Source organism: Senegalia massiliensis (genome assembly GCF_900626135.1).
Classification (GTDB): domain Bacteria; phylum Bacillota; class Clostridia; order Tissierellales; family SIT17; genus Anaeromonas; species Anaeromonas massiliensis.
Genome location: NZ_LR130785.1, coordinates 1,880,146 through 1,907,029 on the forward strand (window position 1 = coordinate 1,880,146; position 26,884 = coordinate 1,907,029).

Below are 26,884 nucleotides of genomic sequence, written 5' to 3' on the forward strand. Positions count from 1 at the left end.
ATTATTCCTCCTCTGCACAGAATTTTTCATAAGCTTCTTTATCCATTAAATCATCTAATTCAGTGTTATCTGACATTTCTACTTTTATAAACCAACTGCCAAAAGCATCTTCATTTACAAGTTCTGGAGAGTCTTCTAATTCTTCATTTACTTCAATTACAGTTCCAGATACAGGCATATAAGTATCTGATGCAGTTTTAACAGATTCTACTACTCCAAAAGATTCTTCCTTTTCTAACTCATCATCTACTTCTGGTAATTCCACATAAACTATTTCACCTAAATTATGTTGTGCATGATCTGTTATACCTATTAACGCCTCATTACCTTCTACCTTTACCCACTCATGATCACTTGAATAATATAAACCTTCTACTGTTTTCATTAAAATTCCTCCTTAAATTTTTATTTTTTATTTTGTTTTAAAAATTTTGTATTAACAACTTTAACTTTTGCAAATCTTTTTCTAATTTTAATATCAAATTCTATTCCAAGATCTGCATAATCAATATCAACCATTGCTTTACCAATATTTTTCTTTAATGTAGGTGAATGATAACCTGTTGTAACAAAACCAATTTTTTTATCATCCTTATATACTTCATAACCACTTCTTGGTATGCCTTTACCTATCATTTCAAACCCTATTATTTTTCTTTTTAATCCCTCTTCTTTTTGTTTCTTTAAAGCTTCTTTCCCTATAAAATCAGATTCTTTATTTAATTTAACAAAAAATCCTAATCCTGCTTCTAATGGGGTTATATCTTTAGATAACTCATTTCCATATAAAGGCAAATTAGCTTCAAAACGAAGGGTATCTCTTGCACCAAGTCCTGCTGGTTTTACTCCTTCTTCTTTGCCAACTTCTAATAATTTTTCCCAAACTTCTACAATATCGTTATTTGCTAGATATATTTCAAAACCATCTTCCCCTGTGTAACCAGTTCTTGATACTATAGCTTTTTTTCCATCAACAAATACATTTCTATCAAGATAGAAAAATTTAATATCAGATAAATTTTTGTCAGTAATTTTTTGTAATATTTGTTCAGCCTTAGGTCCTTGAATAGCTATTTCAGAATATTTGTCTGATAAATCATTAATTTCCACATCATAATCTTTTCTGTTTTCTTTTATCCATTCATAATCCTTTTCTAAATTACTTGCATTTACTACTAAAAAATAATGGGTGTCAGAAAATTTATAAACAAGTAAATCATCTACTACTCCACCATCTGGATAGAGAAAAAATGTGTAAAGAATTTGATTGTTCTTAAGTGATGTTATATCATTTGTTACTAAATAATCTACAAAGTCTTTTGCATCATCTCCTTTTATTTCAATTTCTCCCATATGAGAAACATCGAAAATTCCTGCATCATTTCTAACTGCTTCATGCTCCAAAGTAAGACCTTCAAATTCTACAGGTAATTTCCACCCATAATAATCTGTCATTTTTCCGTTTAACCTTAGATGAGAATCATATAAAGCTGTTTTTTTTGAATCTACCATCATATCACTCCTTAAATATTTTTACCCCTTGAAAAGGTTTTCATTAAGGGACATTAAAAAAAGAAATATAAAAACATACAAAATATATGCCTTATATTTCTCTGTATCTGGCCTGAGAGCTTTACATATTAATGTATTTCTCCTTCGGCGTCGCTAAAGCGATCTCTCCAGAGTTTCATCAAATAACGATCCTTTTACCTGAGAGTTTCTATAAAAATTATGGCAAATTTTATATATTGCTCCATCGGCTACCTATTTAAAGATATCTCTCGTTATTCTCATCTGAGTATTATATTATTAATTACATAATAATATATTTGAGCAATTATTACAACAATAGTTATTATTTTAACTTATTATTTATAATTTTCTTAATAATTATATATTATCATTTAAATCTTTATATTTTTGTGAATCTATGTTTACTAATATAACTTCATTTCCTATCCTAACTATATCCTCCCAATCAATAACTACATTATTGTACTTAGTAAAAAGACTCATTATTCCACCAGCTTTGGGCATTATTATAGCTTTTATTTTTGCATTTTCCAAATCAATTTCTATATCATTTATCATACCCAATTTTGAACCATCAACAACATTTATTATTTCTTTTTCTGTTAATTCCGATGCTTTAATCATATTATCACCTCTTATCCTTTTATAATATATTTATATTAACTTGTCTTAAATTATGCATAATAAAAAAAATTAGTATAGAATCTATACTAATTTTTTCATATGATTTAAAGCAGTTTTCTCTAGTCTAGAAACCTGAGCTTGAGAAATACCTATTTCTTCTGCAACTTCCATCTGAGTTTTACCTTCATAGAATCTCAAGTTTAATATTAGCTTTTCCCTATCATTTAATTTTCTTATACCTTCTCTTAGTGCTATTTCCTCTAACCATAGTTCATCTTCGCTCTTTTCATCACTTACTTGATCCATTACATATATTGCATCTCCGTTATCATGATAAATAGGTTCAAATAAAGATATTGGATCTTGAATAGCATCTAATGCAAATACAACATCTTCTTTAGGCAAATTCAATTCATTAGATATTTCTGTTATAGTAGGTTCTTTTGAATTCTTTTTTATCAATTGTTCTCTTGCTTGTAACGCTTTATATGCTATATCTCTAAGTGATCTACTAACTCTAATAGAATTATTATCCCTTAAATATCTCCTAATTTCACCTATTATCATAGGTACAGCATAAGTTGAGAATTTCACATTATGTTTTAAGTCAAAATTGTCTATTGCTTTTATTAGCCCTATACATCCTACTTGAAATAAATCATCAACATTTTCTCCTCTTTTGTTAAACCTTTTTATAACACTTAAAACTAGCCTTAAATTACCTTGGATAAATTCTTCTCTAGCTTTCATATCTCCTTTATGAATCCTATCAAATAATTTTCTCATTTCTTTATTAGTTAATACGGGCAACTCTGATGTATTTACTCCACAAATTTCTACTTTGTTAATGTACATTTATGTTCATTCCCTTCTAGATGATCTACCCCTTTCAATATAAATTATTACCTTAGCTTTATATTTTATACAAAAGTAAATTGGTTATTTTTTCATATAAAATATTTTAATTTATTATTTCCTAAAAAAAAAATAGCATACATTTGTATGCTATACCATTTTACTTATTTCCTTTTGTAATCTTCTTACTATACGTTTTTCAAGTCTAGAAATATAAGATTGTGATATTCCTAAAATATCTGCCACTTCTTTTTGAGTTTTTTCTTCACCTGTCTTTTTAATTCCAAATCTTAATTCCATTATTCTTCTTTCTCGATCAGATAAAGATTCCATAGCTTCCATTAATAACTCTTTATCTATTTCCTCTTCTAATAATTTGAAAATTATATCACTATCCGTTCCTAAAATATCAGATAATAATAATTCATTTCCATCCCAATCTGTATTCAAAGGTTCATCAAAAGATATTTCTGTTTTAGTTTTATTATTTTTTCTTAGATACATTAATATTTCATTTTCGATACATTTTGAAGCATATGTAGCTAATTTAATATTTTTATCTGGCTTAAATGTATTTACAGCTTTTATAAGTCCAATAGATCCTATGGATATTAAATCCTCTATTCCTATACCAGTATTTTCAAATTTTCTTGATATATATACAACCAATCTTAAATTTCTCTCTATTAATATTGTTTTTATACTTTCATCTTTTTCAATTTTAGATATTAAATATTTTTCTTCTTCTGGTTCTAATGGAGGAGGAAGAATTTCACTTCCACCTATATAAAATATACTTTCTTCTTCATATAAATTTAACATTTTTAAATATTTAATATATATAATTTTAATCTTTAACTTCATTATTGTTAATAATTTCTTCAATTTTTACGCCTCCAGTTAGTTAATTATTTCAGGATGTAATAGGGCCACATAATCATTATTATTTGTCAAATGATTATTATAAATTCCTATTACAATGTCTGATACTTGCTTGTCTTCATCATTTTCAATGATTATTCTATCTGGTTTAAATCCTAGTAACATTCCATTTTCTTTGCCTACTGACTTAAATGGTATAAGTCTAAATTTAATAAGTTCATTGCTATTAGATATTACTCTTGATATTATACTTAAATCATCTTCACTATATATTGTAAATATATCCCGTATTGAACTAGGTAATAATTCACTTATTGCTGAAAATTCAACCACAATAACTGGTATATTTGTTATTGGATCTATTAGCGAATTACCAGTATCTACAAGTCCTTTTAATCTTGCTGTCTTATCTTGTAACTTAACTATAAAGCTTACATACATATTTTCTTTACTTATTTTACTATAAATATATTGTGATGCTATTTTATAAAATATATAAGATATGATTATTCCAACTATCAATATAGATGGTTTAAAATTATTTATACTTTTTATATAAAATATGCCTTTTCCAAAATATACTTTAGAATTAGTTAAATAAAAAATAGCAAATGAACCACCTGCAAATACAAATGATACTGTATAAAATGTAGCAAATAATTTTAAAAACTTTTTAAGTTTAAAAGGATTGAATGCTAAAATTATCAAAATTATAGAAATACATATTTTCCCAATAAAGTTGCCCATAAAATGTAATTTGGGAATGAATACTATTAATGTATATAAAGCACCTAGTAATGCAGATAATATAATTCTTATATTATTAGTATCTGTTCTTGTAAATCTTTTTGTGACATATAATATTATATAATTGATTATAAAATTTTCTATTAATAAATATTCAGCATAGATGTACAAATTTAGCCCCCCTTAAAATGTATTTTATCTATGCATAAAACTATATTAAATCTTCTTATAAACTTTTATGCATTTATAGTACAATATATTCCTATTATACAGAAGTTTAATCTAAAATTATGTCAAAGTCTGAAGTCGAAAAAAGACCCATTTCGTCATTCGAAATGGGTCTTTTAAAAATTCTATTTTATATTATCTATTTGTTCTTCTTCTTAAAAAAGTTGGTATATCTAGTTCATCTTTCAAATCATTTTTTTCATTATTATCTTTATTAATTTGTGTATGTTTATCATTTTTATCAGAAGTATTTTTAAAAGGATTTTGTGATGAATTCTCTTTAGGATTATTATTAAAGCCTGTTGCAATAACAGTAATTTGAATATCATCTTTAAGAGTTTCATCTACAACTGCACCAAAAATTATATTTGCATCTGGATCTACATTTTGTTTAATAAGATCTGCTGCCTCATTCACCTCAAATAAACCAAGATTTGATCCTCCAGTAATATTAAGTAGTACTCCATTAGCACCTTCAATAGAAGTTTCTAATAGCGGACTATGTATTGCTTGTTTTGCAGCTTCAGTAGCTCTGTTTTCACCATTTGCTCTACCAATACCCATATGAGCTAATCCTTGATCTAACATAATAGTTGTCACATCAGCAAAGTCAAGATTTACAAGTCCAGGTACAGCTATTAAATCAGATATCCCTTGAATACCTTGTCTTAAAACATCATCTGCTATTTTAAATGCATCCATTATAGATGTCTTTTTCTCTACTATTTGCAACAATCTATCATTAGGAATGGTAACTAAAGTGTCTACTTTAGTTTGTAATTCCTCTATACCTTTAGCTGCATGTGCACTTCTTCTTCCACCTTCAAACATAAATGGTTTAGTTACAACACCAACAGTAAGTATTTCCATTTCTTTTGCAACTTCAGCTACTACAGGTGCTGCACCTGTACCTGTTCCACCACCCATTCCTGCAGTTATAAATACCATATCTGCACCTTCTAGTGCTTCCTGTATTTCATTTCTGCTTTCTTCAGCAGCTTTTTTTCCTATTTCAGGATTAGCTCCAGCACCTAAACCTCTTGTTAATTTTTCGCCTATTTGAATTTTTATATCAGCTTGAGAAGAATGAAGAGCTTGTCTATCTGTATTAACAGCAATGAAATTTACTCCTTTAACACCTTCATCTATCATTCTATTTACAGCATTATTTCCACCGCCGCCTACACCTACTACTTTTATTTGAGCGAATTGTTCCATATCTACATCAAATTCAAACACAATTTAACCCCCTTATTACATTTTATCATTTTATCGTTTCTTTTATAATCATCTCTTATTATAAGATAAATCTCATTAGAATTATATTCGACATAAGATTCTTATATCCTTCTTAACTTTAAAATATAATTTTAATATTATAATTATTTTATCATATTATTCTACATTATAATCAATAATTTTACTATCTTTAAATATTAAATTTAGAACATAAACAATATTATATCAGCATTTTATTAATCGTTCAAATGCTGTTTATTGAAAAAAAACCTTCTTATAATAGCAAAATTATTAAAAAGCCTAATTCCAAATGCAAATATTGCTGCATAATATAAAGGAACTCCTAATTTATCACCAATATATGCAAGTAATGCTGCTAAAATAGCATTTCCAATAAAACCAGAAATAAATATCCCTGAGTTAAATTTATTTTCAAGGGATGCCCTTACTCCTCCAAAAACTGAATCCATACATGCAAGTATAGCTACAGACATATATGTTGAATAGCTTAATGAGAAAGTAACAGGCATATATAATCCTATTACTACCCCTAAAATAATACCAATTAACGCAATTAACAAATTATTCACCTTCTTCTATAGGATTCATATATTTTACTTCCAACTTATCATTATATTTAGGTATAACAATAAGGTCTCTTTCTTCACTTTCTATTTGTAAATCTCTAGCATCATTTAAATATCTTCCATATGTTCCTTGAGCATTTATAGCAGAATATAATTTCGCTGGATTACCTATGGCTTTTATTATAAAAGGAGATACTAAATTTTTCTTGTTGACTCTTATAACTGGTCCTCCACATCTAACTGGAGAATTTAAAATTACTCTTTGTCCTCCAATATCTATAGCTTCAGCTCCAGCAACTTTTAAATCATTTAAAATATTTTGTATGTCTGCATCATGTACAATACCACTTGTATCACTTTGGCCTATAACAAAATCTTCTGCACTATCTTGTATTTTTATAACTATTCCAGGACCAGATAAATCCTTAAATCCTCCTAAGCTTTTAAATTTCTCAATATCATTTTCAAGTAATGAAATAATTTCTGTTGTATTATTTGCTGTTTCAATTTTTTCAAGCTTTTTTTCTTGTTCTTTTATAATCTTTTTTATATCAATAACTTCACTTTTAGTTTTTTCTAATTTATTTTGTGTTTGCTTTATAGTACTTAAAGTCACAAATGAATTATCTCCTGTATTATTTCTTATTTGTTGAGGAATTATTATACCTAAAGCTAAACATAGAAAAAATATTATTATTTTTATTATATACTTATTCATATAAAGACCCTCCTAGGTCTATTCTTCTTCAGTTATAGGATTTGCATACTTAAATTCTTTTATTTCCGTATATCTAGGTATTTTTATACTATCTTTTTTATTTATTTCAACCTTATATCCATAACTTTCTAATAAATCTATTATACCTCCATTAATTTCTAGGGCAGTTTTTAAATCATCACTTGGACCAATAGATTTAATAACTATAGGAACTCCAATAGGTTTGTTATTAATGTTTAAATGGTCTCCTGCTACTAACATTTCTGAAAATGATGTATATCTTAAATCATTTATTGCTATAGCTTCTGATCCAGTTACATTTAAATAACTTACTATATCAAGTAAATATTCATAATCTTCAACTATTGAAATTGGATATCCATAAGAGTCTTCAGCATCTGGATTATTTATAATAATCTCAATACCTTCCCCTTCTACTTCTGTATAACCAGCAAACATTTTATATTTAGAAAGCTCTTTTGAAAGTTCTTCTACATAATCACTTTCTTCAGACACTTCAGATTCATATTTTTGGACTCTATTCTCTAAATTAGTAAGTTCGTTCATTAGTGCTTCTTTTTCTTCTTGTACTTTTGAAAGTTCATTTACTAATTCTTTATTTTTCTGACTTGGTACAAAGTCAGGACCAACTAAATTACTTACTGTTTTATATTGTATAGCAATTATTATTCCCAATATCACACACACAGTTACTATTAAAGACTTTGATATTAAATTTTTCATTTGTTACCTCCTGGCATTATTTAATAACTATAGGATTTTTACCTTTATCAAATTTAATTTGCTTTGCAGATATATCTTTTTCATCTAAATCTTTTACTATTTTTTCAATGAATTCTAATTTATATTTTATATCATTTAACCCATCTAACGCAACATTAATTCCAGAATTTAAGACCAGAGTAGTATTTTTCTCTTGTTCAATTATTTTTGATATTTCATATGAATATTCTTCCTTGTTATAATTATTTAACAACTTTAATACTTCAGAAATATAATTATTATTTTTAAAATTAATTTTCTTATTTAATTCATATTCTATAGACTGAGTAGTTTCTAATAAAGGTATATTTTTATTTTTTAACTTAGATAATGTATTAAGTACAAAACCTTCCTTATCAATATATATATAATTACCATTATTATTATATACTATAACTTCTCTTCTCTCTTGTATATTTACAACAACTGTATCTGGAAGCTTCATATCTACTTTTGCAGCTTTAATATAAGGATGATTTGTTAAGTTTTCTACTATAGTTTTTTTATTAATTTTAAATATATTTTCTCCTTTAACAATTCCTGATGCAAGTATTATTTTTTCATCTTCAAGTTCACTTTTCCCTTTTATATCAATATTTTTTATATGAAATAATGTAGTTTGAGTAAAAAGTATAAAAAAAAGTAATGATATTAACAATAATATTATCATTGTCATAACTAATACTCTTTTTTTCTTTATTTTTTTATCAACTTTGTATTTCTTTTCCATAATATCCTCCATAGCTTGTACATTTTGCTACAATTCTTATAAGCAGCCTTAAGCTGCTTATTTTATTCTTCTTATATTAGCACCTATTAATTTTAAATTTTCTTCCAGTCTCTCATATCCTCTATCTATATGTGATATATTATCTATTATAGTAGTGCCTTCTGCCGCAAGTCCTGCTAATAACAATGATGCTCCACCTCTTAAGTCTTTTGCAGTTACTTTGGCACCTGTTAATTGTTTAACTCCTTTTATAACAGCTACATTTCCTAATGTTCTAATATTGGCTCCCATTCTTACAAGTTCTGGAACATGTTTAAATCTATTTTCAAATATAGTTTCAGAGATTACACTTGTTCCACTTGACAATGTTAATAATGCCATTATCTGAGCTTGCATATCTGTTGGAAATCCAGGATATGGTAAAGTCTGCAAAGATTCAATAGGATTTATTGTTCTAGGACCAATAATTTTAAGTGTAGTACAATTATTATAAATAGAACATCCTGTCTCCCTTAATTTAGCAATTATAGATTGTATATGGTCAACCTGGATATTTTTTAAAATTATTTCACCTTTAGTAATTGCTGATGCTACCATATATGTACCAGCAACTATTCTATCTGGTATAATAGTATGTTCAACACTATTCAGGTTATTTACACCATCTATCCTTATTATAGATGTTCCAGCACCATATATTCTACCGCCAATTGAATTTAAAAAATTTTGAAGATCAATTATTTCAGGTTCTCTTGCAGCATTTCTTATAATTGTAGTTCCTTGGGCCTTAATGCTAGCCAACATTATATTTTCTGTTGCTCCTACACTAGGATAGTCTAATTGAATATCTGTTCCTTTTAAATTTTGACCTTTACAATATATAAAGCCATGGGATTCCTCTATTTCAGCACCTAATTCTTTTAATGCTTTAAGATGAAAATCAATTGGTCTAACTCCAATTTCGCATCCACCAGGATATGAAACTTCAACTTCACCACATCTAGAAAGCATTGCTCCCATTAGTATTATAGAAGAACGCATTTCTCTAACTAATTCTTCTGGTATTCTTACTTTATCTAAATTTCTTGAATCTACAGTAACAATATTATCAACAACATTAACTTTACAACCTATGGCTTTTAAAATTTTAACCATAACTTTCAAATCGCTTATTTCTGGTATGTTAAAAATTATATTAATATTATTATTTAAAATTGAAGCAGCAAGTATAGGCAAAACTGAATTTTTTGCTCCTCTTACAGTAATTTCACCTGCTAATTTGTTACTCCCTTCTATTACATACTTAGACATTTGGGCACCTCCATGAAATGAAAATAGTTATATGTAAACTATATTACATTTTATGCTTTATCTAAGGAGGTGTGACTATACTATATAAGTTGTAATATTAGGTTATATATTTTATCAACTGAATCTTTCTTGCCTAATTTTTTACTGTTCATACTCATTTGAATTAATCTTTCTTTATTTTTAAGTAAAGAAATCATCTCATCATTTAATTTTTCTCCTGATACATCTTTATCTAATATTGTAATTCCTGCACCAGCCTTTTCTATAGCTCTAGCATTATACTCCTGATGATTACCTGTAGTGTAACCTTTAGGTATAATTATACTTGGTAGCCCAAGTGCTGTTATCTCAGCAAGTGTTATGGCGCCTGCACTAGTAATAACTAAATCAGCTATCTTAAATCCACTAGGCATGTCATAAAAAAATGGAACTACATTTATATGAGATGGTAACTTATTTATTCCCCTACTCTTTAGTTTATGCATAAACTTATCATAGTGATTTTTACCTGTTATATGAAATAATTGCAAATTATCATTTTCTAAATTCTTTTCTATTAAACCAATTATTGATTCATTTAAACTTTTTTGGCCTCCACTACCACCTAGTGAAATTACAAAATCCTTATTTCTATCTATTTTTAGCTTTTTATAAGCTTCTTCTTTATCCACTTCAAAAAAATCTATTTTAACAGGATTACCTGTAATTGTAACCTTATCTTCATTTTTAAAATATTTTTTACTTTCTTCAAAACTTGCAGCTATTTTATCTACAAAACCAGATAATATTCTATTAGTAGCACCTGGCAAAGCATTTTGTTCATGGATAAGAGTAGGTATTTTTTTTAATGATGCAATCAATACTACTGGACCACACACATATCCACCTGTTCCAATTACAACATCAGGATTAAAATCCTTTATAACTTTTCTTGCATCATTTAACCCATATAATAACTCTTTTACAGATTTAATTGTATCAACTGATAATCTTCTTTCAAATCCTTTTACTCTTATTCCTTTAAATTTAAACCCTTCTCTAGGAACTAATTCAGACTCCATACTATTATGAGTACCTACATACAATATCTCAGAATCTGGTTTTTCTTTTTTTATTTTTTTTGCAATAGCTAGAGCAGGAGAAATATGACCTCCTGTACCTCCGCCTGTAATTAAAAATTTCATTAATTTCAACTCCTATCTAATGAGACATGTCTAGATATATTTAAAAGTATTCCAACACATGCCATAAACATCATAAGTGAAGTACCCCCTGCACTTACGAATGGTAGTGGTATCCCTGTTGGGGGTAAAGAACTTGTAACTACACCTACATGAATTAAGGTTTGAATTGCAATAAGTGCAGTAATTCCTGATGCTAAGTAGCATCCGAATAAATCTTTAGCAGATAAAGCAATTTTAATTCCTCTCCAAATAATTATTAAAAATAAAATAATAACTATTACACTACCAATAAAACCAAGTTCTTCACCTATAATAGAAAATATAAAATCATTATATGGCTCAGATAAATAAAAGAATTTTTGTTTGCTTTTTCCGAGACCAGCACCAAATAATCCCCCTGAACCTAATGCATATAAGGATTGAATTACTTGCCATCCATCACCTGTAGGATCTTCAAAAGGATGTAAAAATACAGTCATTCTTCTAAGTCTATATTCCTCTGCTGTAATAGCAAAATATAATCCTCCTACACCTATAAATCCAAGTCCGATTAAGTGGCTTGTTTTTGCACCTGCTATAAATAGCATTGCAGCTAATGTAGTAGCAAGAGTTGCACTAGTACTCAAATCTGGTTGTATTATTATAAGTGCAGCTGAAAATCCTATAATTAATAATGCAGGTACAAGTCCATTCCAAAATTGTCTTATCCCATCTTTTTTCTTTGCTAAAAAAGTAGCCATTAATATAATAGCACCAAATTTTATAGCATCTGATGGCATTATAGTATAACCAAATACCTTAACCCATCTGGTAGCTCCTCCTGTTTTAAATCCTAATGGAGTAAATAATAATGCAGTTAAAACTATACCCACTAAAAAAATTAATTTAGACAGTTTAGCCAATCTTGAATATTTAAAATTCATGAAAAATATCATTACAAATAATCCAATAACAGCAAAAATTAACTGTCTCACAAGAAAATGATAAGGATTATTTAATTTATAATAAGCATCAGGATAACTAGAACTAAATACCATTATTATTCCTATAAAAACTAAAATAATTGTAGTAATCATTAATGTAAAATCACTAGCCTTTTTGGCCATTATGGTTCCTCCTTATACTCTTAACCATATTTTTAAATTCATCTCCTCTTTCTTCATAATTATTGTACATATCCCAACTAGCACAAGCTGGAGATAATAAAACGGTGCTATTTGAGTTTGATAAATTGTATGCTTTATAAACTGCTTCTTTCATATTATTAACCATATGAATATTTTCTATATCATATTTTTCAGCAACTTTTTTTATTTCATTTGCAGTTTGTCCTAACAGTATTAAATTATCAATTTTTCCTTTTGAAACTTTTATAAGTTCTTCATATGAGGAATCCTTGTTATATCCACCTGCAATCAATACTATATTTCTTTTTATAGCATTGATTGCCTGTATAGAAGCATCAACATTTGTAGCCTTTGAATCATTGTAATATTTTACTCCATCAATTTCATCAACAAATTCTAATCTATGTGATACTCCTTGAAAATTTGAAATAGAATTTTTTATATTATTTATATCTATATTAGCTGCAAGACATATACCAATAGAGGTCATTATATTTTCAACATTGTGTTTACCAGGAATTTTTATATCATCTAATTTAATTATATTGATACTTTTTATACCATCACTATAAACTATATGTCCACAATTTATAAAAATTCCTCTACTTAGTTTTTCTTTTTGACTAAAATATATAACTTTAGATTTTGTACTATCTGCTAATTTTCTAACCTCTAAATCATCATAATTTAATATTGCAAAATCTTTTTCATCTTGATTTTTAATAACCTTTGTTTTGGAATTTTTATAATTCATATAATTTCCATGCCAATCTAAATGGTCTGGCTTAAAATTTATTATTGCACTAATATTTGGTTTAAAGAAATAAGTATTTTCTAATTGAAAGCTACTAGCTTCTATAATAAAATAATCTTCTTCTTTTGAATTAACCAATTCCCACAATATGCCCACTCCTATATTACCTGTTATATGGGCAGTAATATTTGCTTCTTTAAAAATTTTCCCTACTAAAGTTGTTGTTGTTGTTTTACCATTAGTTCCAGTTATGGCAATAAATTTATTCTTAAATAATCTATATCCTAATTCAATATCTGTAACTACCTCAATATTATCTTTAATTGCATCTTGAATTATAGGTACTGAATTTTTTATTCCTGGACTTTTTATTATTAAATCAATATCTTTTAAGTTTGGATTATTATGGCCTAGTCTATAATCAATATCAATATTTTTTAAATTATTAATATGTTGTTCAAGTTCATTTTTATTTTTAGAATCATTAATAATTATATTAGCTTTTAATTTATCTAATGCTTTTGCCGTAGACACACCACTTATACCCAGACCTAATATTAATACATTTTTATTTTCAATATTCATTTAATTCCTCCATCTATATATAATATTTAAGCGATAATAGACTAAATAATGATAATAAAACTGTTACAGCCCAGAATACTGTAACCACCTTAGTTTCTTTCCAACCAGATAATTCAAAATGATGATGAAGAGGACTCATTTTAAATAATCTTTTTCCTGTAAGTTTAAAACTTAAAACCTGTAAAATAACCGATAATGTTTCTGTAAAATATACTCCACCAACAATAGGTAATATTAAAGGTAATTTCAAAATAATTGATATGGCTGCTATTGCACCTCCAAGTGCAAGAGATCCTGTATCTCCCATAAAAACCTTAGCAGGGTATGCATTATATTTTAAAAATCCAAGACAACCTCCAGCAAGTGCTGCTGAAAATACTGTAACGGCTCCATATCCCATTTTTAAAGCAACTAAACTAAAGAATGATAATACTATTAATGTAATTCCTGTAGCAAGCCCATCTAATCCATCTGTTAAATTTACACTATTTACAGTTCCAACAACTACGAATATTATGAAAGGCAGATAAAGAATACCTAAATCCAAATAAAAATTATTTAAAAATGGTACAATTATCTCTGTTCCTTGAGATGCAGTTTTAGTTTGATAAATTACTAAAATGACAGCTATTAAAATTTGTGCTAATAACTTTTGATATGCTCTTAAACCTAAGTTTCTCTTTAATACAACTTTAATGAAATCATCTATAAATCCTATCGCTCCAAATCCCAATGTAGAAAATATTAATAGGGATATATCTTTATTAACAATACCTGAAGTTAATGATGTTACTATTGCTGCTAATAAAAATATTATTCCTCCCATTGTTGGAGTACCACTTTTTTTAATATGACTTTTTGGACCTTCTTCTCTAATACTTTGACCAACATTTAATTTTCTAAGTAATGGTATACTAAGTGGTCCTAGTAACAATGCTATAATAAATGAAATTCCAATAATTCTAATTATATCTATATAATCTAACATTACGTTCTCCTCTCATGTATATAATATATTATTTTTGCCTATAGTTATCTAAAATATCTTTGACTATCTTATATTCGTCAAATTCAATTTTTTTCTGATTCATTATTTGATATGTTTCATGACCTTTACCTAAAATCATGATAATATCATATGGTCTTGCTATTTCTATAGCTTTTTTTATAGCTTTTTTTCTATCAGGTATTTTAAAATATTCATAAGAACTATCTTCTATACCTTGTATTATTTCTTCTATAATTGCTTTTGTATCTTCACTTCTAGAATTATCACTTGTAATTATACATATATCAGAATATTTAGCTGCTATTTTCCCCATTTTAGGTCTTTTTGATTTATCTCTATCTCCTCCACATCCAAATACAGTTATAATTCTAGCCTTTGCAAATTCATTAACTGTTTTCAATACATTTTTAAAGCCATCAGGTGAATGAGCAAAATCTATTATAATATCAAAATCTTCATCTGATTTAATAACTTGAAATCTACCCTTTACATTATCAATTTTTTCTAGTCCCTGTTTTATAGTCTTTAAGTCAATTCCCAATGCAATAGAACAACTTATAGCTGCTAATGCATTATATACATTAAATATCCCAGGAGTATTCAATTTAATATTTATGTTTCCTAAATTTGTAACTAAATCAAAACTTATATTTCTAGTCATTTGAATTACATTCTTAGCTTGTATATCTCCAGAATTTATTCCATATGTTACAATTTTGGTTTTAAAATTTTTTAGCTTAGAAATCATCTTTTTCCCAAATTCGTCATCAGAATTTATAATATTTAATTTATCAGTCATATAAAACAATTTTATTTTTGAATTCATATATTCATTTAATGATTTATGAAAATCTAAATGTTCCTCACTTAAATTTGTAAATATACCAATATCAAATTGAATATTATTAACTCTATTAAGTGATAATGAATGAGAAGATACTTCCATTATACAATGATTAATATCTTTTTCTAACATCTTATGTAAAAACATTTGTAAATTATTAGCTTCAGGAGTAGTTTTATCTATATCATAATTCTTTTCATCTATTTTCACTCCTAATGTTCCTATGATTCCAGTTTTCCACTGATTATTTTTAAATATAGACTCTAAAAAATAACTAGTTGAGGTTTTACCATTTGTCCCTGTTATACCTACAATATTTAATTTTGTAGAAGGATAATTATAGAAAGTATTAGATAGAATAGGTAAAGCTACTCTAGAATTTTTAACTGTTATTATAGTAATATCATCTCTATTATTATAAAAATTATTATTTTCTACCACAATAACTTTGGATCCTCTGCTTAAAGCATCAGATATGAAATCATGGCCATCTAATTTAAAACCTTTAATTGCTATAAATAAAAAGTTTTCTTTTACATTTTTTGAATTATTCTCAATTCCTGATATTTGTTTTTCTAGATCACCTGATATATTAATATAGTCTAAATCCTCAATTAATTTTTGTAACTTCAAAGTTATACACCCCTATAATAATAACATAATTTTATATACTATTCTATTACAATATTAACTTATTAATTTTTCTAAAATTTCAAAAAGACAACCTCTACAATGAATAATTGAAGTTGTCTAAAATTTTCTATCTAGTGTTATTTAGGGTTTTTTAAATATAATTCTATAATCTCTTCTTTCTTAACTTCAGTACCTGATTTAGGTATTTGATCTATCACTTTATCCTCTTTTTTGGGAGTAACAATATCTGTAACATGTTCTAATTCTAATTCTCTTAATTTTTTTGATGCTTCAGTTATTGTAAGCCCTTTTAGATTAGGTACTGTAACTAATATATCTCCATATTCTTCTTTCTCTTCTTTTGATAACTTAGGCTCATAATCAAGATAATCAAGAGTTTCTTTGAGAATATTTCCAGCCACAGGTGCAGCTATTTGCCCGCCATAATAAACACCTGCACTTGGTTCATCAATAACTACTAAAGCTACAGCTTTTGGATTATCAACAGGAGCTATTCCAGCAAATGAAGCAATGTATTTTCCATTTGCATATTTACCATCAATAACTTTTTGAGCAGTACCAGTTTTCCCCCCTATCTTATATCCAGGTTTATAAGCTTTACTTCCACTTCCTTTAGATACTACTGATTCTAGTATCTCTAAAAGTTCTTTTGAGGTTTCATTTGATATAACTCTTCTAACTATCTTTTCTTTTTTTTCTTTAATTAAATTCCCTTCATTATCAGTAATACTTTTTACTATATTTGGTTCCATTAAATTACCACCATTTGCTACAGCAGAAATTGCAGAAACCATTTGTATAGGAGTTACTGATATTCCTTGACCAAAGGAAATTGTTGCTAGATTTACTTTTTTCATAGATTTAAGCGGTCTTACTATCCCTGATGTCTCACCAGTTAATTCAATTCCTGTTTTCTCTCCAAATCCAAATTTCTCAACATATTCATGCATCTTTGCTTCTCCTAATTTAAGTCCAACACTAACAAAAACCTCATTACATGAGTTTTGAACTCCTTCAGTAAAATTTTGACTCCCATGTGGATTGTAATATCTCCAGCACTTTATCTTTGCACCCTTAATTTGTGTAACATATCCATCACAATGAAACTTACTTTCTTGCGTTACTACTTTTTCTTCTAATCCTGCAGCTGCGGTAATTATTTTAAATGTAGAACCAGGTTCATAATTATCATTAATAGAAAAATTTCTCCAACTCTCATAGAGTAGCTGAGATTTTTGATCCCATGGTAAATCTTTATATTCTTTTCTTTCATTTTCGTCTAAAGGCTTCCATTCCTCATCTGGGTTAAATAATAATGTGTTTCTATTATTAGGATTATAATCAGGCTTTGTTGCCATAGCCAGAAGCTCACCGTTATTAGGATCCATAACTATTACAGAAACATTTTTCGCTTTATTTTTTACTAAGGCTTCTAATGCAGCCTTTTCAGCTAAATGTTGTATAGTTTCATCAATTGTAAGTAAAATGTTATTTCCGGGTTTTGGTTCAAAAAACCCTTCACTTTCATAAGGTAACTGTTTTTGTTTTCCATCAACCATTTTTATCCATTTTCCATTTGTCCCTGTAAGTTCTTCATCATATATTTTTTCTATTCCATATAGTCCATAATTATCTATATCAGTAAACCCTAGTATATGAGATGCAAAATTATCCATTGGATAATATCTTTTATTATCATCAACAACCTCTATCCCTTTTATCTTCAAACTCCTCAACTTATCTGCATCTTTTTTGCTTATCCATTTTTTTATAATTGATAAGCTCTGTCTTTTAGTTATCAATTTGTGTATTTCATTTGAATCCATATCTAATATATTAGCAATTTTTATTGCTACTTTATCAGGGTCAAATATATCTGCAGGCCTTGCCCATATTGTATAACTACTTACATTTGTAGCCAATATATTTTTATTTCTATCATAAATCATGCCTCTTTTAGAAGGCACAGGAATATTCCGGGACCATTGTTCCAATGCTTTCTCTCTTAATTCTATTCCTTTTATCACTTGTATATGAAACAACCTAATAATTAAAAATAATATAATTGCTATACAAAATATTAATATAAATAATAATCTTTTTTTAGTTATAATAGTTGATGACAATTATGAAGACCTCCCAAACACTCTACTTTAGAATTATATTCTTATGTTAAATACAGAGTTCTTCATTCGTTAACAACTAATTTTTTTTACTTAAATCCACATATACTTTTTGAGATTCTTTTGGGTAACTCATTCCTAATGAATTTAAAGCTACTATTTCAATCCATCTAGAATCTTTAACTTTCCCAAGTTCAATAGAGATATTTTGCTTTTCTTTCATTAAACTTTCTACTTCAGATTCTTTAGATGATAAATCATATTGTAGTTTAGATATATGTGCGAATCTCAATAATACTAATATAGATACAGTCAATACTACTGTAGAATATAGAAATAACTTTAATTTCATTTTTGTATTATTTTTTTTAGGCTTTTTATTTCTCTTAGGTTTTCTTGGTTTTTTTTCTTCTAAATCATAAATTTGAAATTCTTTTTTAGCTACTACCAATTTTATTCACCTCTTTCTGTTTTTAGAACACTATATCTTTTCAGCTATACGAAGTTTTGCACTTCTAGCTCTTTTATTGTTTTCTAGTTCATCCATTGATGCTACTATGGGCTTTTTATTTATAATTTTTATTTCTCTTTCTTTATTACATTTACATATAGGAAATTCCTTTGGACAAATACAATTTTTATATAGATATTTATATGTTTCTTTTACTATTCTATCTTCTAGTGAATGAAATGTAATAATACTAAGTCTTCCTTTAGGTTTTAAACAATCTACTATATCAATAATAGCCTGTTTTAATATTCCTAATTCATTATTAACTTCAATTCTAATTGCTTGAAAAGTTCTTCTAGCTGGATGTGGACCATCCTTTCTCACTGCTTTAGGTATTGCATTTTTAATTATTTCAACTAATTCACCAGTAGTTTCAATATATTTCTCTTTTCTTTTATCTACTATAAATTCAGCAATTCTTTTAGACCATCTTTCTTCACCATAATCTTTTAATATTCTATCTAATTCTTCTATACTGTAAGTATTTATAATATCTTTCGCTGAAATATTATCATATTCATTCATCCTCATATCTAAGGGAGCATCTTTATGATATGAAAATCCCCTATCTCCTGTATCCAATTGATGTGAAGAAACTCCTAAATCTAATAATACTCCATCAACCTTTTCAATGTTTAGTTGTCTCAATATTTCTTTTATATTTTTAAAATTATCATGTATTAATATAGTTTTATCTTCATACCCTTTTAATTTTTCTTTTGACTTATTTATTGCATTTATATCTTGATCTACTCCTATTAATTTTCCTGTATCTAATCTTTTTACTATTTCTAATGAATGTCCAGCTCCACCCATTGTTCCATCAATATATATTCCATCTGGTTTAATATTTAATCCATTTAAAGATTCTTCTAACAAGACTGATATATGATTAAACTCCATTTTTACACCTCAAATTCAATTATTTATATTCCAAGTTCAGACATTTTTTCTGCTATATTTTCATAGCTTAAATCATCATCTTCATTATATTTGATCCATTCATCATTGCTCCAAATTTCCACTCTATTTGAAACACCAATTATGGTAGCTTCCTTATCTAACTTTGCATGTTTTTTTAAGTTGCTTGGTATTAATATTCTTCCTTGTTTATCTAATTCACACTCTGTAGCTCCAGAAAAGAAAAATCGAACAAAAGCTCTGGCATCTTTTCGAGTAAGTGGTAAATTTTTCAATTTATTTTCTAATACCTTCCATTCATCTTCAGGATAAATAAATAAACAGTTATCTAATCCTTTAGTTAAGATAAAGTTATTACCTAGACTACTTCTAAATTTTACAGGTATTATTAATCTTGACTTTTTATCAATTGAATGATTATATTCACCTATAAACATACCTTTACCCCACTTTTCATATAATTATACCACTTTACACCACTTTACACCACTCTATATTACTTCTACATTAATTTTAAAATTCCTTTTATTTTTTATAAATTTATTAGATATTTTTTAAAATAAAAAAAAGACATTTTAATTTTCATTAAAATGTCTTTTTTAATTGCTTTTATTCTTTTTTATTTCTCTATAATATTTTAGAATTAGACTATCTATATAAATGCTTAACTTATATATTTCATCATAACTTGCATTAATTGATATAAGATAATTTAGCTCATCCCTAAAAATATTAATCTTTTCATTGATTTTCATTTTAACACCTTCCACTATTAACAGTGATTTCATTTTATTATTTTAAAACCTAAAAATCAATTTCTAAAAAGACTAATTCAGATTGATAAAATCTTAAACCAAGTACTATCTTACAAATCACTTCATAATTCTTTAAAATATTAATTATTTATATTATTTTTTTACAAATAGTGACACTCTTTTACACATCTCGTTTTCGTTTAATAAAAAATAATATTCCTGAGAATATAATTAAAGATACACTTATTAATTGTGCAACTCTAAACTGTCCCCACATCAAACTATCTGTTCTAAGTCCTTCTATAAAAAGCCTTCCTAAAGAATATAAGGATAAGTATAATAAAAACACTTCGCCATTTACTTGTTTTTTGTTTTTTCTATACCATATTAGAAATATAAATACAATAATATTCCATATTGATTCATAAAGAAAAGTTGGATGTACATTTACACCATTTACTTCAATAGCCCATGGTAAATCTGTAGGACCTCCATGTGCTTCTTGATTTACATAGTTTCCCCATCTACCTATAGCTTGGCCTAATATTATACTTGGTGCTGTTATATCTGCTAATTGCCAAAATTTAATATTTCTTACTTTACAATATATAATTGCTGTGAGAACACTAGCAATTATACCTCCATGAATTGCAAGACCGCCTGATCTAATATTTATCATTTCCATAAAATTCCCTTGATAATAATCCCATTTAAATATTACATAATATATTCTAGCACCAATTATAGCCATAGGTATAGCAAATATAAGCATATTAATTAGTTCTTCTTCATCAAATCCTACTTCTCTTGCTCTTTTTATAGCTAATATAGCTCCTATTATCATTCCTGATGCTATAAGAATACCATACCATCTAACAGCTATACCAAATATCTCAAATGCAATTGGATCCATTTTAACACCTCTTTTATATTTATATATAATTTATTAATAGCTACTTATTTAAGTAGCTATTAATAAATTATAATACATCCTTTTAAAAGTCAATAAACTATTTAGGGTTTATAACTGATAATATATAATTATCAACTGTAAAGTGACTCTTAAATCTTTCTTCTATATCCTCAAACTTTATCTCTTTCAATATATTTATATAGTCAAATAATGATGAATTTTGAAATTCATACTTTGTAAAACTATTTGCTATATACTCTAAAGAATCAAAATTCATTATATGATGTCCTATCATTTTATTTTTAATTCTATTAAAATCTTCTTTATCTAATCCTACTTCATTTAAATGATTTATATTTTCTATAACTTTATCTAATACTTTTTTAGGGTTTGATGACTCTCCTCCTATTATAGAATGAGAATAAGTTTTACTTGCTACAAACTGAGCTCCAAAACTATTATTAACTAATCCTTCTTCATACATATTCTTATAAAATTCTGTTGATTCTCCAAATATCATATCAAGAAGTACATTTGTTACAATTTCTTTTTTTAATAATTCATTTCCATCAAAACTCACATCTTTATCCTTAAATCCTATATTAAATAATGGTATTGATACACTTAAACTTTCTTCAATATATCTATTTTTAATTTCTTTAGGCTCATTTGGATAAATTCTTTCAATTTTACTTTGTATATTTAAATCTTTATTTTTGATATTCTGTTCTATTGTATCTATTGCTTTTTCAAAATCAATATCACCAACTAAAAAAAGAATCATATTTGTTGGATGATAAAATGTATTATAACATTTATAAAGTGTTTCTTTATCTATTTTAGTAATACTTTCAACAGTTCCAGCAATATCTTCTTTTACAGGATGATAATGATACATAGCTTTCAATGAATTAAAAAATACCTTCCATCCTGGATTATCTTCATACATTTTTATTTCTTGTGCTATTATTCCTTTTTCTTTATCCACATTTTCATCAGTAAAGTATGGGTTTTCTACAAAAGATACCAATAACTCTAAATTTTTATAAAAATTATCAGTACAAGAAAATAAATATGAAGTTTGATTAAAATTTGTAAATGCATTTACATAAGATCCCAATTTAGAAAATTCATCAAATATATTACCTTCTTGTTCTTCAAATAGTTTATGCTCTAAAAAATGTGCAATTCCTTCTGGAACTTTAATAGCTTCACTTTCTCCAATAGGAACAAACTCATTGTCATTAGATCCATAATTTGTAGAGAATATAGCATATTTTTTAGAAAATCCTAACTTAGGTACAAAATATACTTTTAAACCATTTTTCAACACATATAAAAATGATTCTTCTTTTAATATATCACTTTTAATCATACTAATATTTTCCATATTAACCTCTCCTTGACCACTTATTTATCTTTTAAAAAATAAACTGTATCTAGTTTTATTTTATTAATAGCTGATATTATATCTTCTTTAGTAACTTCACTTATAGATTCTATAAGCTCTTCAATGTTTTTATCGTCATTTGATAAAACCTTACTTAAATAAAACTCAGATATTGAAAATATATCATCATTTATTGTCTTCATTGAAGTAATAATCGCTTTTTTAGATTGTTCTATACTTTTTTGATCAAATTCTCCTTGTTTCATTAATTCTATTTGTTCTTTTATTATTTTCAATGCATCTTCAAACTTATCAAATTCAATACCTGCTGATATAAGCATAATTGACTTGTATTTATAGACTCTTGAATAAACATAGTATGCTAAACTATGTTTCTCACGTACATTTAAAAATAACTTTGAATCTGGTCCTCCACCTAAAATATAATTTCCTACTAAAAATGCACTATATAACTTGTCTTCATATGGAATATTTGTTCTATATCCTAAAGTTAATTTTCCTTGTGTCACATCCATCTTATCTATTATGTTTTTTTCTTTTACTTCATTAAATATTACTTTTTCTCTTGAAAGATTTATTTCTTCCCTTTCATTATAAGAAAACTTATCTTTAATACTTTTTCTTATTTGTTCTGACTCTAAATTACTTACAATATTAATTTCTATTCGTGCTCGTTTTAATATATCTAAGTAATGTTTATATAAATTCATTTCATTAATTTTGTCTAAATCTTCTATATAACCATATTTATATATACTATATTTTTCATCTTTAAACATTTCTTCAACTGTTCTTTGAACTGAATATTGTTGTTTATCATTAATTTTTGAGCTAATTCTATCTTTTAAATTTCTTTTTTCTTGATCTACATAGTCCTTTTTAAATGCATTATTTATTAATAATGGCTCATAAATTACACTTTTAAGCACTTCTAATTTATTGTTAAATATTTTATTTGACTCAACAAAGTTTTCACTCGGTCCTTCTATACTAAATCTTAAAACATGCTTTTCTCCTTTTTTTGTAACACTAATACTCATATCAGAACCATATAATTCTTCTAATTTTTTTTCTATTTCTATAGAATTATTATAATCTTTAGTACCTCTCTTTAATACTAATGGAACCATTGTATTAAAGGTTACATCTTGTTTGTTTAATGGAAGTATAAAATATATACTTATTAATTCTGTTTTAAACTTATCAGAATTAATAACATTTAAATATACTCCTTCACTTACTTTCTCTCTTATTCTTTTCAATTTAGTTACCTCCTAATTTTTCCACTTTTGCATATCTATATATTCAATTTTTTTTATTATATCTTTAACCATATTATTGTCATTAACAAACCCATCTATAACTTTAACCTTTACTCCTTCAGGTAATTCACTTGTTTTTATTGAATGGTGATAAATATCGTATTTAATTAAATCACTTGATTCAACATTAACTGGTACAATAATCAACTCAGAAATTCCATATTCAAATAATTCCATATTTTTTGATATAAAATCAGGACTTAAATCATTATACCATGATAATTTTATTAATGAAGGGTCAATATTAAGTTCTGTAATTAATTTTTCTTTTATTTTATTTCTAAATAATATATTTTGTTTTATTGATTCACTTTTATTTTCATCTATTATATCTTTATCTATTCCTACCAAATTAATTCCTGATTTGTTTATATTTTTAAAATTTAATTTTATTTTTTCAATATAAGAATCTACTAAAGACTCACTTTTCCAAAGAGTATCTATATATTTATACTCTATTCCATAATTATAAAGTTTTAAATCCTCTATTCTTTTTTTCAGGTTTAATACATTATAATTATCATCTAAGAACATAGGTACAACTATTATTTTTTGATACCCTTCTTTTACTATGTTTAATATTTCTTTTTCTAAATATCTATCATCATATAAATATCCCATATATACTTTATAATCATCTTCTATTTCATTACATAATTTATTATAAAATTCTTTAGTTTTATTTTTATATTGACTTTTTCCTATTTTATTATATAGTAATTTGTTTTCATATAATTTAATTGGATAAAAAAGTATGTCTTTTTTGTTTTTTTGTAGTAGAATTCGTGTAATTTGATTCGTTGTAGAATACATTGAATCTTCACCTGAATATACTAAAATAACTGAAGTTTTATTATTGGCATTATTAATTTTGGGAATGTTTTTTGGTATTTGTACTTTATTCATAAATAAAATAATAAATAGCATAATATAAATTATAATAATTATTATTGAACTTTTTATTATTGATAAATATTGTTTTTCCTTGTATAAATTATAGATTAAAGTTATAGAAAGTGTAAATATTATTATAGATAAATTTTCAATCCAGTTATTAAAACATAAATATATCAAAAAGGATACTATAAGAGAAGTTAAAAGAAAATATTTATAATAGTTTTTATTTTTATTCATTTAATTCCCCCAAATTATTTATTACTTATGTTTATGTAAACAAAGTAGTATATTATGAAAAAAACCTCAGTAAAATTTACTGAGGTTTTTTTCATAATTATTATTTATTTCCTGGAGTTATTCTGTCAATAATTTCTGCTATATCATCTGAGAAATCTTCAATAGGATTACCGCCTCTTACATCATTTGAAATTGTATTAATCCTTTCAAATAAATCAGGCTCATTAGATACATATACTTCATTAATATTACTATCTTCTTCTTTTATTTTTGTTTCTATTTCTTGTTTCATATCGTCGCTTATGTTCTCTTCTCCATTTATATCTATACCTACCAACGCAACTTCATCCATAGTAACTACTGTGGCATCATTAATACCATCCATTTCAACTATACTATTTGCCAAAGCATCATTGTCAATATCCATATTCTGATCTTGATCTGTCATACCTTCATCATTATTATTTGGATCTGTTGCATCCTCATCATTCATGTTTTCATTGATATCTTCGTCATTCATATTATTATCTTCTGTTTCTATATCATTATTTTCATCTGTGTCATTATTATCTTCAGTTTGACATCCTATACTAATTGCTGAAACCATAAGTATAATTAAGAAAATTATGCTTATGCCTTTAAATCTTTTTATCATTTTTTCACCTCCTATAATTAGTATTACATTATTTCTAATTTTTATTATAAAATTTTTTATGTAAAAAAATAACTTCACTTTTAAAGTGAAGTTTAATAATGCATCCTTTTTCCATCTACCATATATATTATTTTTTCACAAATATTAGTAGTATGATCTGCTATTCTTTCTATATATCTACCTATAAATAATAAATTTATTACTTGATTCATAATTTCTTTATCCTCAGTTAATTTATTTAATAGTTCCAGATATATTTGTTCATAGATATTATCAACAATATCATCCATTTTTGCTACTTGTTTTGCTAATTGAACATCTTTTTCAACAAAACTTTCTAAGCTTTTCCTTATCATTTCTTTAGAAATATCAGCCATTTTCGGAATATCTATTAAAGGTTTTATATATTCTTCTTTACTTATACGCTTGGTAACATTAGCAATATTCACTCCATGGTCTCCTATTCTTTCTATATCAGTTATAATTTTAAGTATGGCACTAATTTCTCTTAAATCTTTTGCCATTGGTTGTTGAAGTGCTATTAGCTCTAGACACTTTCTTTCAATAAGATATTCCATTTCATCAACTTTTTCATCTAATTTTATTGCTCTATTAGCTAATTTTTCATCTTTTTTCAAAAGTGAATTTATTGATATGTCTATTATCTCTTCTGCTAATATACCCATATCAAATAACATTTTTTTTAATTTTTCCATATCATTATCAAAATATTTTCTCATAAAAT

The 26,884-nt window shown here is 26.2% G+C and carries 28 protein-coding genes and 2 riboswitches; all 28 genes read right to left on the minus strand.

The annotated features are described in order from the left end of the window. Position 1: 1 nt before the first annotated feature. A complete protein-coding gene (gene gcvH / locus E0D94_RS09505) occupies positions 2-385 on the minus strand; it encodes a glycine cleavage system protein GcvH (RefSeq protein ID WP_130807230.1) in 384 nt (127 codons plus the stop codon). 20 nt (positions 386-405) lie between these two features. Continuing rightward, the gene (gene gcvT / locus E0D94_RS09510) at positions 406-1,512 is read right to left on the minus strand and encodes a glycine cleavage system aminomethyltransferase GcvT (RefSeq protein ID WP_130807231.1); all 1,107 of its coding nucleotides are present in this window, start codon (positions 1,510-1,512) and stop codon (positions 406-408) included. A gap of 99 nt (positions 1,513-1,611) precedes the next feature. Then, positions 1,612-1,685, minus strand: a riboswitch (glycine riboswitch). 3 nt (positions 1,686-1,688) lie between these two features. Continuing rightward, positions 1,689-1,794: riboswitch (glycine riboswitch) on the minus strand. A gap of 96 nt (positions 1,795-1,890) precedes the next feature. Beyond that, on the minus strand, positions 1,891-2,157 hold the full coding sequence (locus tag E0D94_RS09515; protein WP_130807232.1) for a YlmC/YmxH family sporulation protein: 267 nt from the start codon (positions 2,155-2,157) through the stop codon (positions 1,891-1,893). 81 nt (positions 2,158-2,238) lie between these two features. Next, on the minus strand, positions 2,239-3,012 hold the full coding sequence (gene sigG, locus E0D94_RS09520) for an RNA polymerase sporulation sigma factor SigG (RefSeq protein WP_130807233.1): 774 nt from the start codon (positions 3,010-3,012) through the stop codon (positions 2,239-2,241). Between the two features lie 150 nt (positions 3,013-3,162). Next, a complete protein-coding gene (gene sigE, locus E0D94_RS09525) occupies positions 3,163-3,876 on the minus strand; it encodes an RNA polymerase sporulation sigma factor SigE (RefSeq protein ID WP_130807398.1) in 714 nt (237 codons plus the stop codon). A gap of 36 nt (positions 3,877-3,912) precedes the next feature. Then, positions 3,913-4,812 (minus strand): sigma-E processing peptidase SpoIIGA, encoded by a 900-nt coding sequence (gene spoIIGA, locus E0D94_RS09530; protein ID WP_130807234.1) that lies wholly within the window; start codon positions 4,810-4,812, stop codon positions 3,913-3,915. 192 nt (positions 4,813-5,004) lie between these two features. Beyond that, complete coding sequence (gene ftsZ, locus E0D94_RS09535; protein ID WP_130807235.1) at positions 5,005-6,108, minus strand: cell division protein FtsZ; 1,104 nt, start codon at positions 6,106-6,108, stop codon at positions 5,005-5,007. A 236-nt stretch (positions 6,109-6,344) separates the two neighbouring features. Next, on the minus strand, positions 6,345-6,638 hold the full coding sequence (locus E0D94_RS09540) for a small basic family protein (RefSeq protein ID WP_130807399.1): 294 nt from the start codon (positions 6,636-6,638) through the stop codon (positions 6,345-6,347). Positions 6,639-6,690: 52 nt separating this feature from the next. Next, positions 6,691-7,413 carry a DUF881 domain-containing protein gene (locus E0D94_RS09545; protein WP_130807236.1) on the minus strand — a complete coding sequence of 241 codons (723 nt, stop codon included), beginning with the start codon at positions 7,411-7,413 and terminating at the stop codon, positions 6,691-6,693. Between the two features lie 18 nt (positions 7,414-7,431). Next, complete coding sequence (locus E0D94_RS09550) at positions 7,432-8,157, minus strand: DUF881 domain-containing protein (protein WP_130807237.1); 726 nt, start codon at positions 8,155-8,157, stop codon at positions 7,432-7,434. A gap of 16 nt (positions 8,158-8,173) precedes the next feature. Further along, complete coding sequence (locus tag E0D94_RS09555) at positions 8,174-8,926, minus strand: cell division protein FtsQ/DivIB (RefSeq protein WP_165442918.1); 753 nt, start codon at positions 8,924-8,926, stop codon at positions 8,174-8,176. Positions 8,927-8,983: 57 nt separating this feature from the next. Beyond that, positions 8,984-10,237 carry a UDP-N-acetylglucosamine 1-carboxyvinyltransferase gene (gene murA, locus E0D94_RS09560; RefSeq protein WP_130807239.1) on the minus strand — a complete coding sequence of 418 codons (1,254 nt, stop codon included), beginning with the start codon at positions 10,235-10,237 and terminating at the stop codon, positions 8,984-8,986. An 80-nt stretch (positions 10,238-10,317) separates the two neighbouring features. After that, positions 10,318-11,421, minus strand: coding sequence for an undecaprenyldiphospho-muramoylpentapeptide beta-N-acetylglucosaminyltransferase (gene murG, locus E0D94_RS09565; RefSeq protein ID WP_130807240.1), 1,104 nt, complete (start codon positions 11,419-11,421; stop codon positions 10,318-10,320). Positions 11,422-11,426: 5 nt separating this feature from the next. Next, on the minus strand, positions 11,427-12,527 hold the full coding sequence (gene ftsW / locus E0D94_RS09570; RefSeq protein WP_165442919.1) for a putative lipid II flippase FtsW: 1,101 nt from the start codon (positions 12,525-12,527) through the stop codon (positions 11,427-11,429). Further along, positions 12,511-13,887 (minus strand): UDP-N-acetylmuramoyl-L-alanine--D-glutamate ligase, encoded by a 1,377-nt coding sequence (gene murD / locus E0D94_RS09575; RefSeq protein ID WP_130807242.1) that lies wholly within the window; start codon positions 13,885-13,887, stop codon positions 12,511-12,513. Before murD ends, ftsW begins: the two co-directional genes overlap by 17 nt. 13 nt (positions 13,888-13,900) lie before the next feature. Beyond that, positions 13,901-14,875, minus strand: coding sequence for a phospho-N-acetylmuramoyl-pentapeptide-transferase (gene mraY / locus E0D94_RS09580; RefSeq protein WP_207289689.1), 975 nt, complete (start codon positions 14,873-14,875; stop codon positions 13,901-13,903). A 28-nt stretch (positions 14,876-14,903) separates the two neighbouring features. Further along, entirely contained in the window at positions 14,904-16,373 is a 1,470-nt protein-coding gene (locus E0D94_RS09585) for a UDP-N-acetylmuramoyl-L-alanyl-D-glutamate--2,6-diaminopimelate ligase (RefSeq protein WP_130807243.1), read from the minus strand. A gap of 137 nt (positions 16,374-16,510) precedes the next feature. Beyond that, positions 16,511-18,520, minus strand: coding sequence for a stage V sporulation protein D (locus tag E0D94_RS09590; protein ID WP_130807244.1), 2,010 nt, complete (start codon positions 18,518-18,520; stop codon positions 16,511-16,513). 76 nt (positions 18,521-18,596) lie between these two features. Further along, the gene (locus tag E0D94_RS09595) at positions 18,597-18,968 is read right to left on the minus strand and encodes a cell division protein FtsL (protein WP_130807245.1); all 372 of its coding nucleotides are present in this window, start codon (positions 18,966-18,968) and stop codon (positions 18,597-18,599) included. Positions 18,969-18,998: 30 nt separating this feature from the next. Further along, a complete protein-coding gene (gene rsmH, locus E0D94_RS09600) occupies positions 18,999-19,931 on the minus strand; it encodes a 16S rRNA (cytosine(1402)-N(4))-methyltransferase RsmH (protein WP_130807246.1) in 933 nt (310 codons plus the stop codon). Positions 19,932-19,954: 23 nt separating this feature from the next. After that, on the minus strand, positions 19,955-20,386 hold the full coding sequence (gene mraZ, locus E0D94_RS09605; protein ID WP_130807247.1) for a division/cell wall cluster transcriptional repressor MraZ: 432 nt from the start codon (positions 20,384-20,386) through the stop codon (positions 19,955-19,957). Between the two features lie 162 nt (positions 20,387-20,548). Further along, a complete protein-coding gene (locus E0D94_RS09610) occupies positions 20,549-20,704 on the minus strand; it encodes a Spo0E family sporulation regulatory protein-aspartic acid phosphatase (RefSeq protein WP_165442920.1) in 156 nt (51 codons plus the stop codon). A 181-nt stretch (positions 20,705-20,885) separates the two neighbouring features. After that, positions 20,886-21,617, minus strand: a complete 732-nt coding sequence (lgt, locus tag E0D94_RS09615; protein ID WP_130807249.1) for a prolipoprotein diacylglyceryl transferase — start codon at positions 21,615-21,617, stop codon at positions 20,886-20,888. Positions 21,618-21,714: 97 nt separating this feature from the next. Further along, entirely contained in the window at positions 21,715-23,007 is a 1,293-nt protein-coding gene (yfmH, locus tag E0D94_RS09620) for an EF-P 5-aminopentanol modification-associated protein YfmH (protein ID WP_130807250.1), read from the minus strand. Between the two features lie 20 nt (positions 23,008-23,027). Then, entirely contained in the window at positions 23,028-24,290 is a 1,263-nt protein-coding gene (yfmF, locus tag E0D94_RS09625) for an EF-P 5-aminopentanol modification-associated protein YfmF (RefSeq protein ID WP_130807251.1), read from the minus strand. Between the two features lie 12 nt (positions 24,291-24,302). Continuing rightward, complete coding sequence (locus E0D94_RS09630; protein WP_130807252.1) at positions 24,303-25,484, minus strand: ferrochelatase; 1,182 nt, start codon at positions 25,482-25,484, stop codon at positions 24,303-24,305. 100 nt (positions 25,485-25,584) lie between these two features. Then, positions 25,585-26,139, minus strand: coding sequence for a YhcN/YlaJ family sporulation lipoprotein (locus E0D94_RS09635; RefSeq protein WP_130807253.1), 555 nt, complete (start codon positions 26,137-26,139; stop codon positions 25,585-25,587). A 92-nt stretch (positions 26,140-26,231) separates the two neighbouring features. Next, positions 26,232-26,879, minus strand: coding sequence for a phosphate signaling complex protein PhoU (gene phoU, locus E0D94_RS09640; RefSeq protein ID WP_130807254.1), 648 nt, complete (start codon positions 26,877-26,879; stop codon positions 26,232-26,234). Positions 26,880-26,884: the final 5 nt, after the last annotated feature.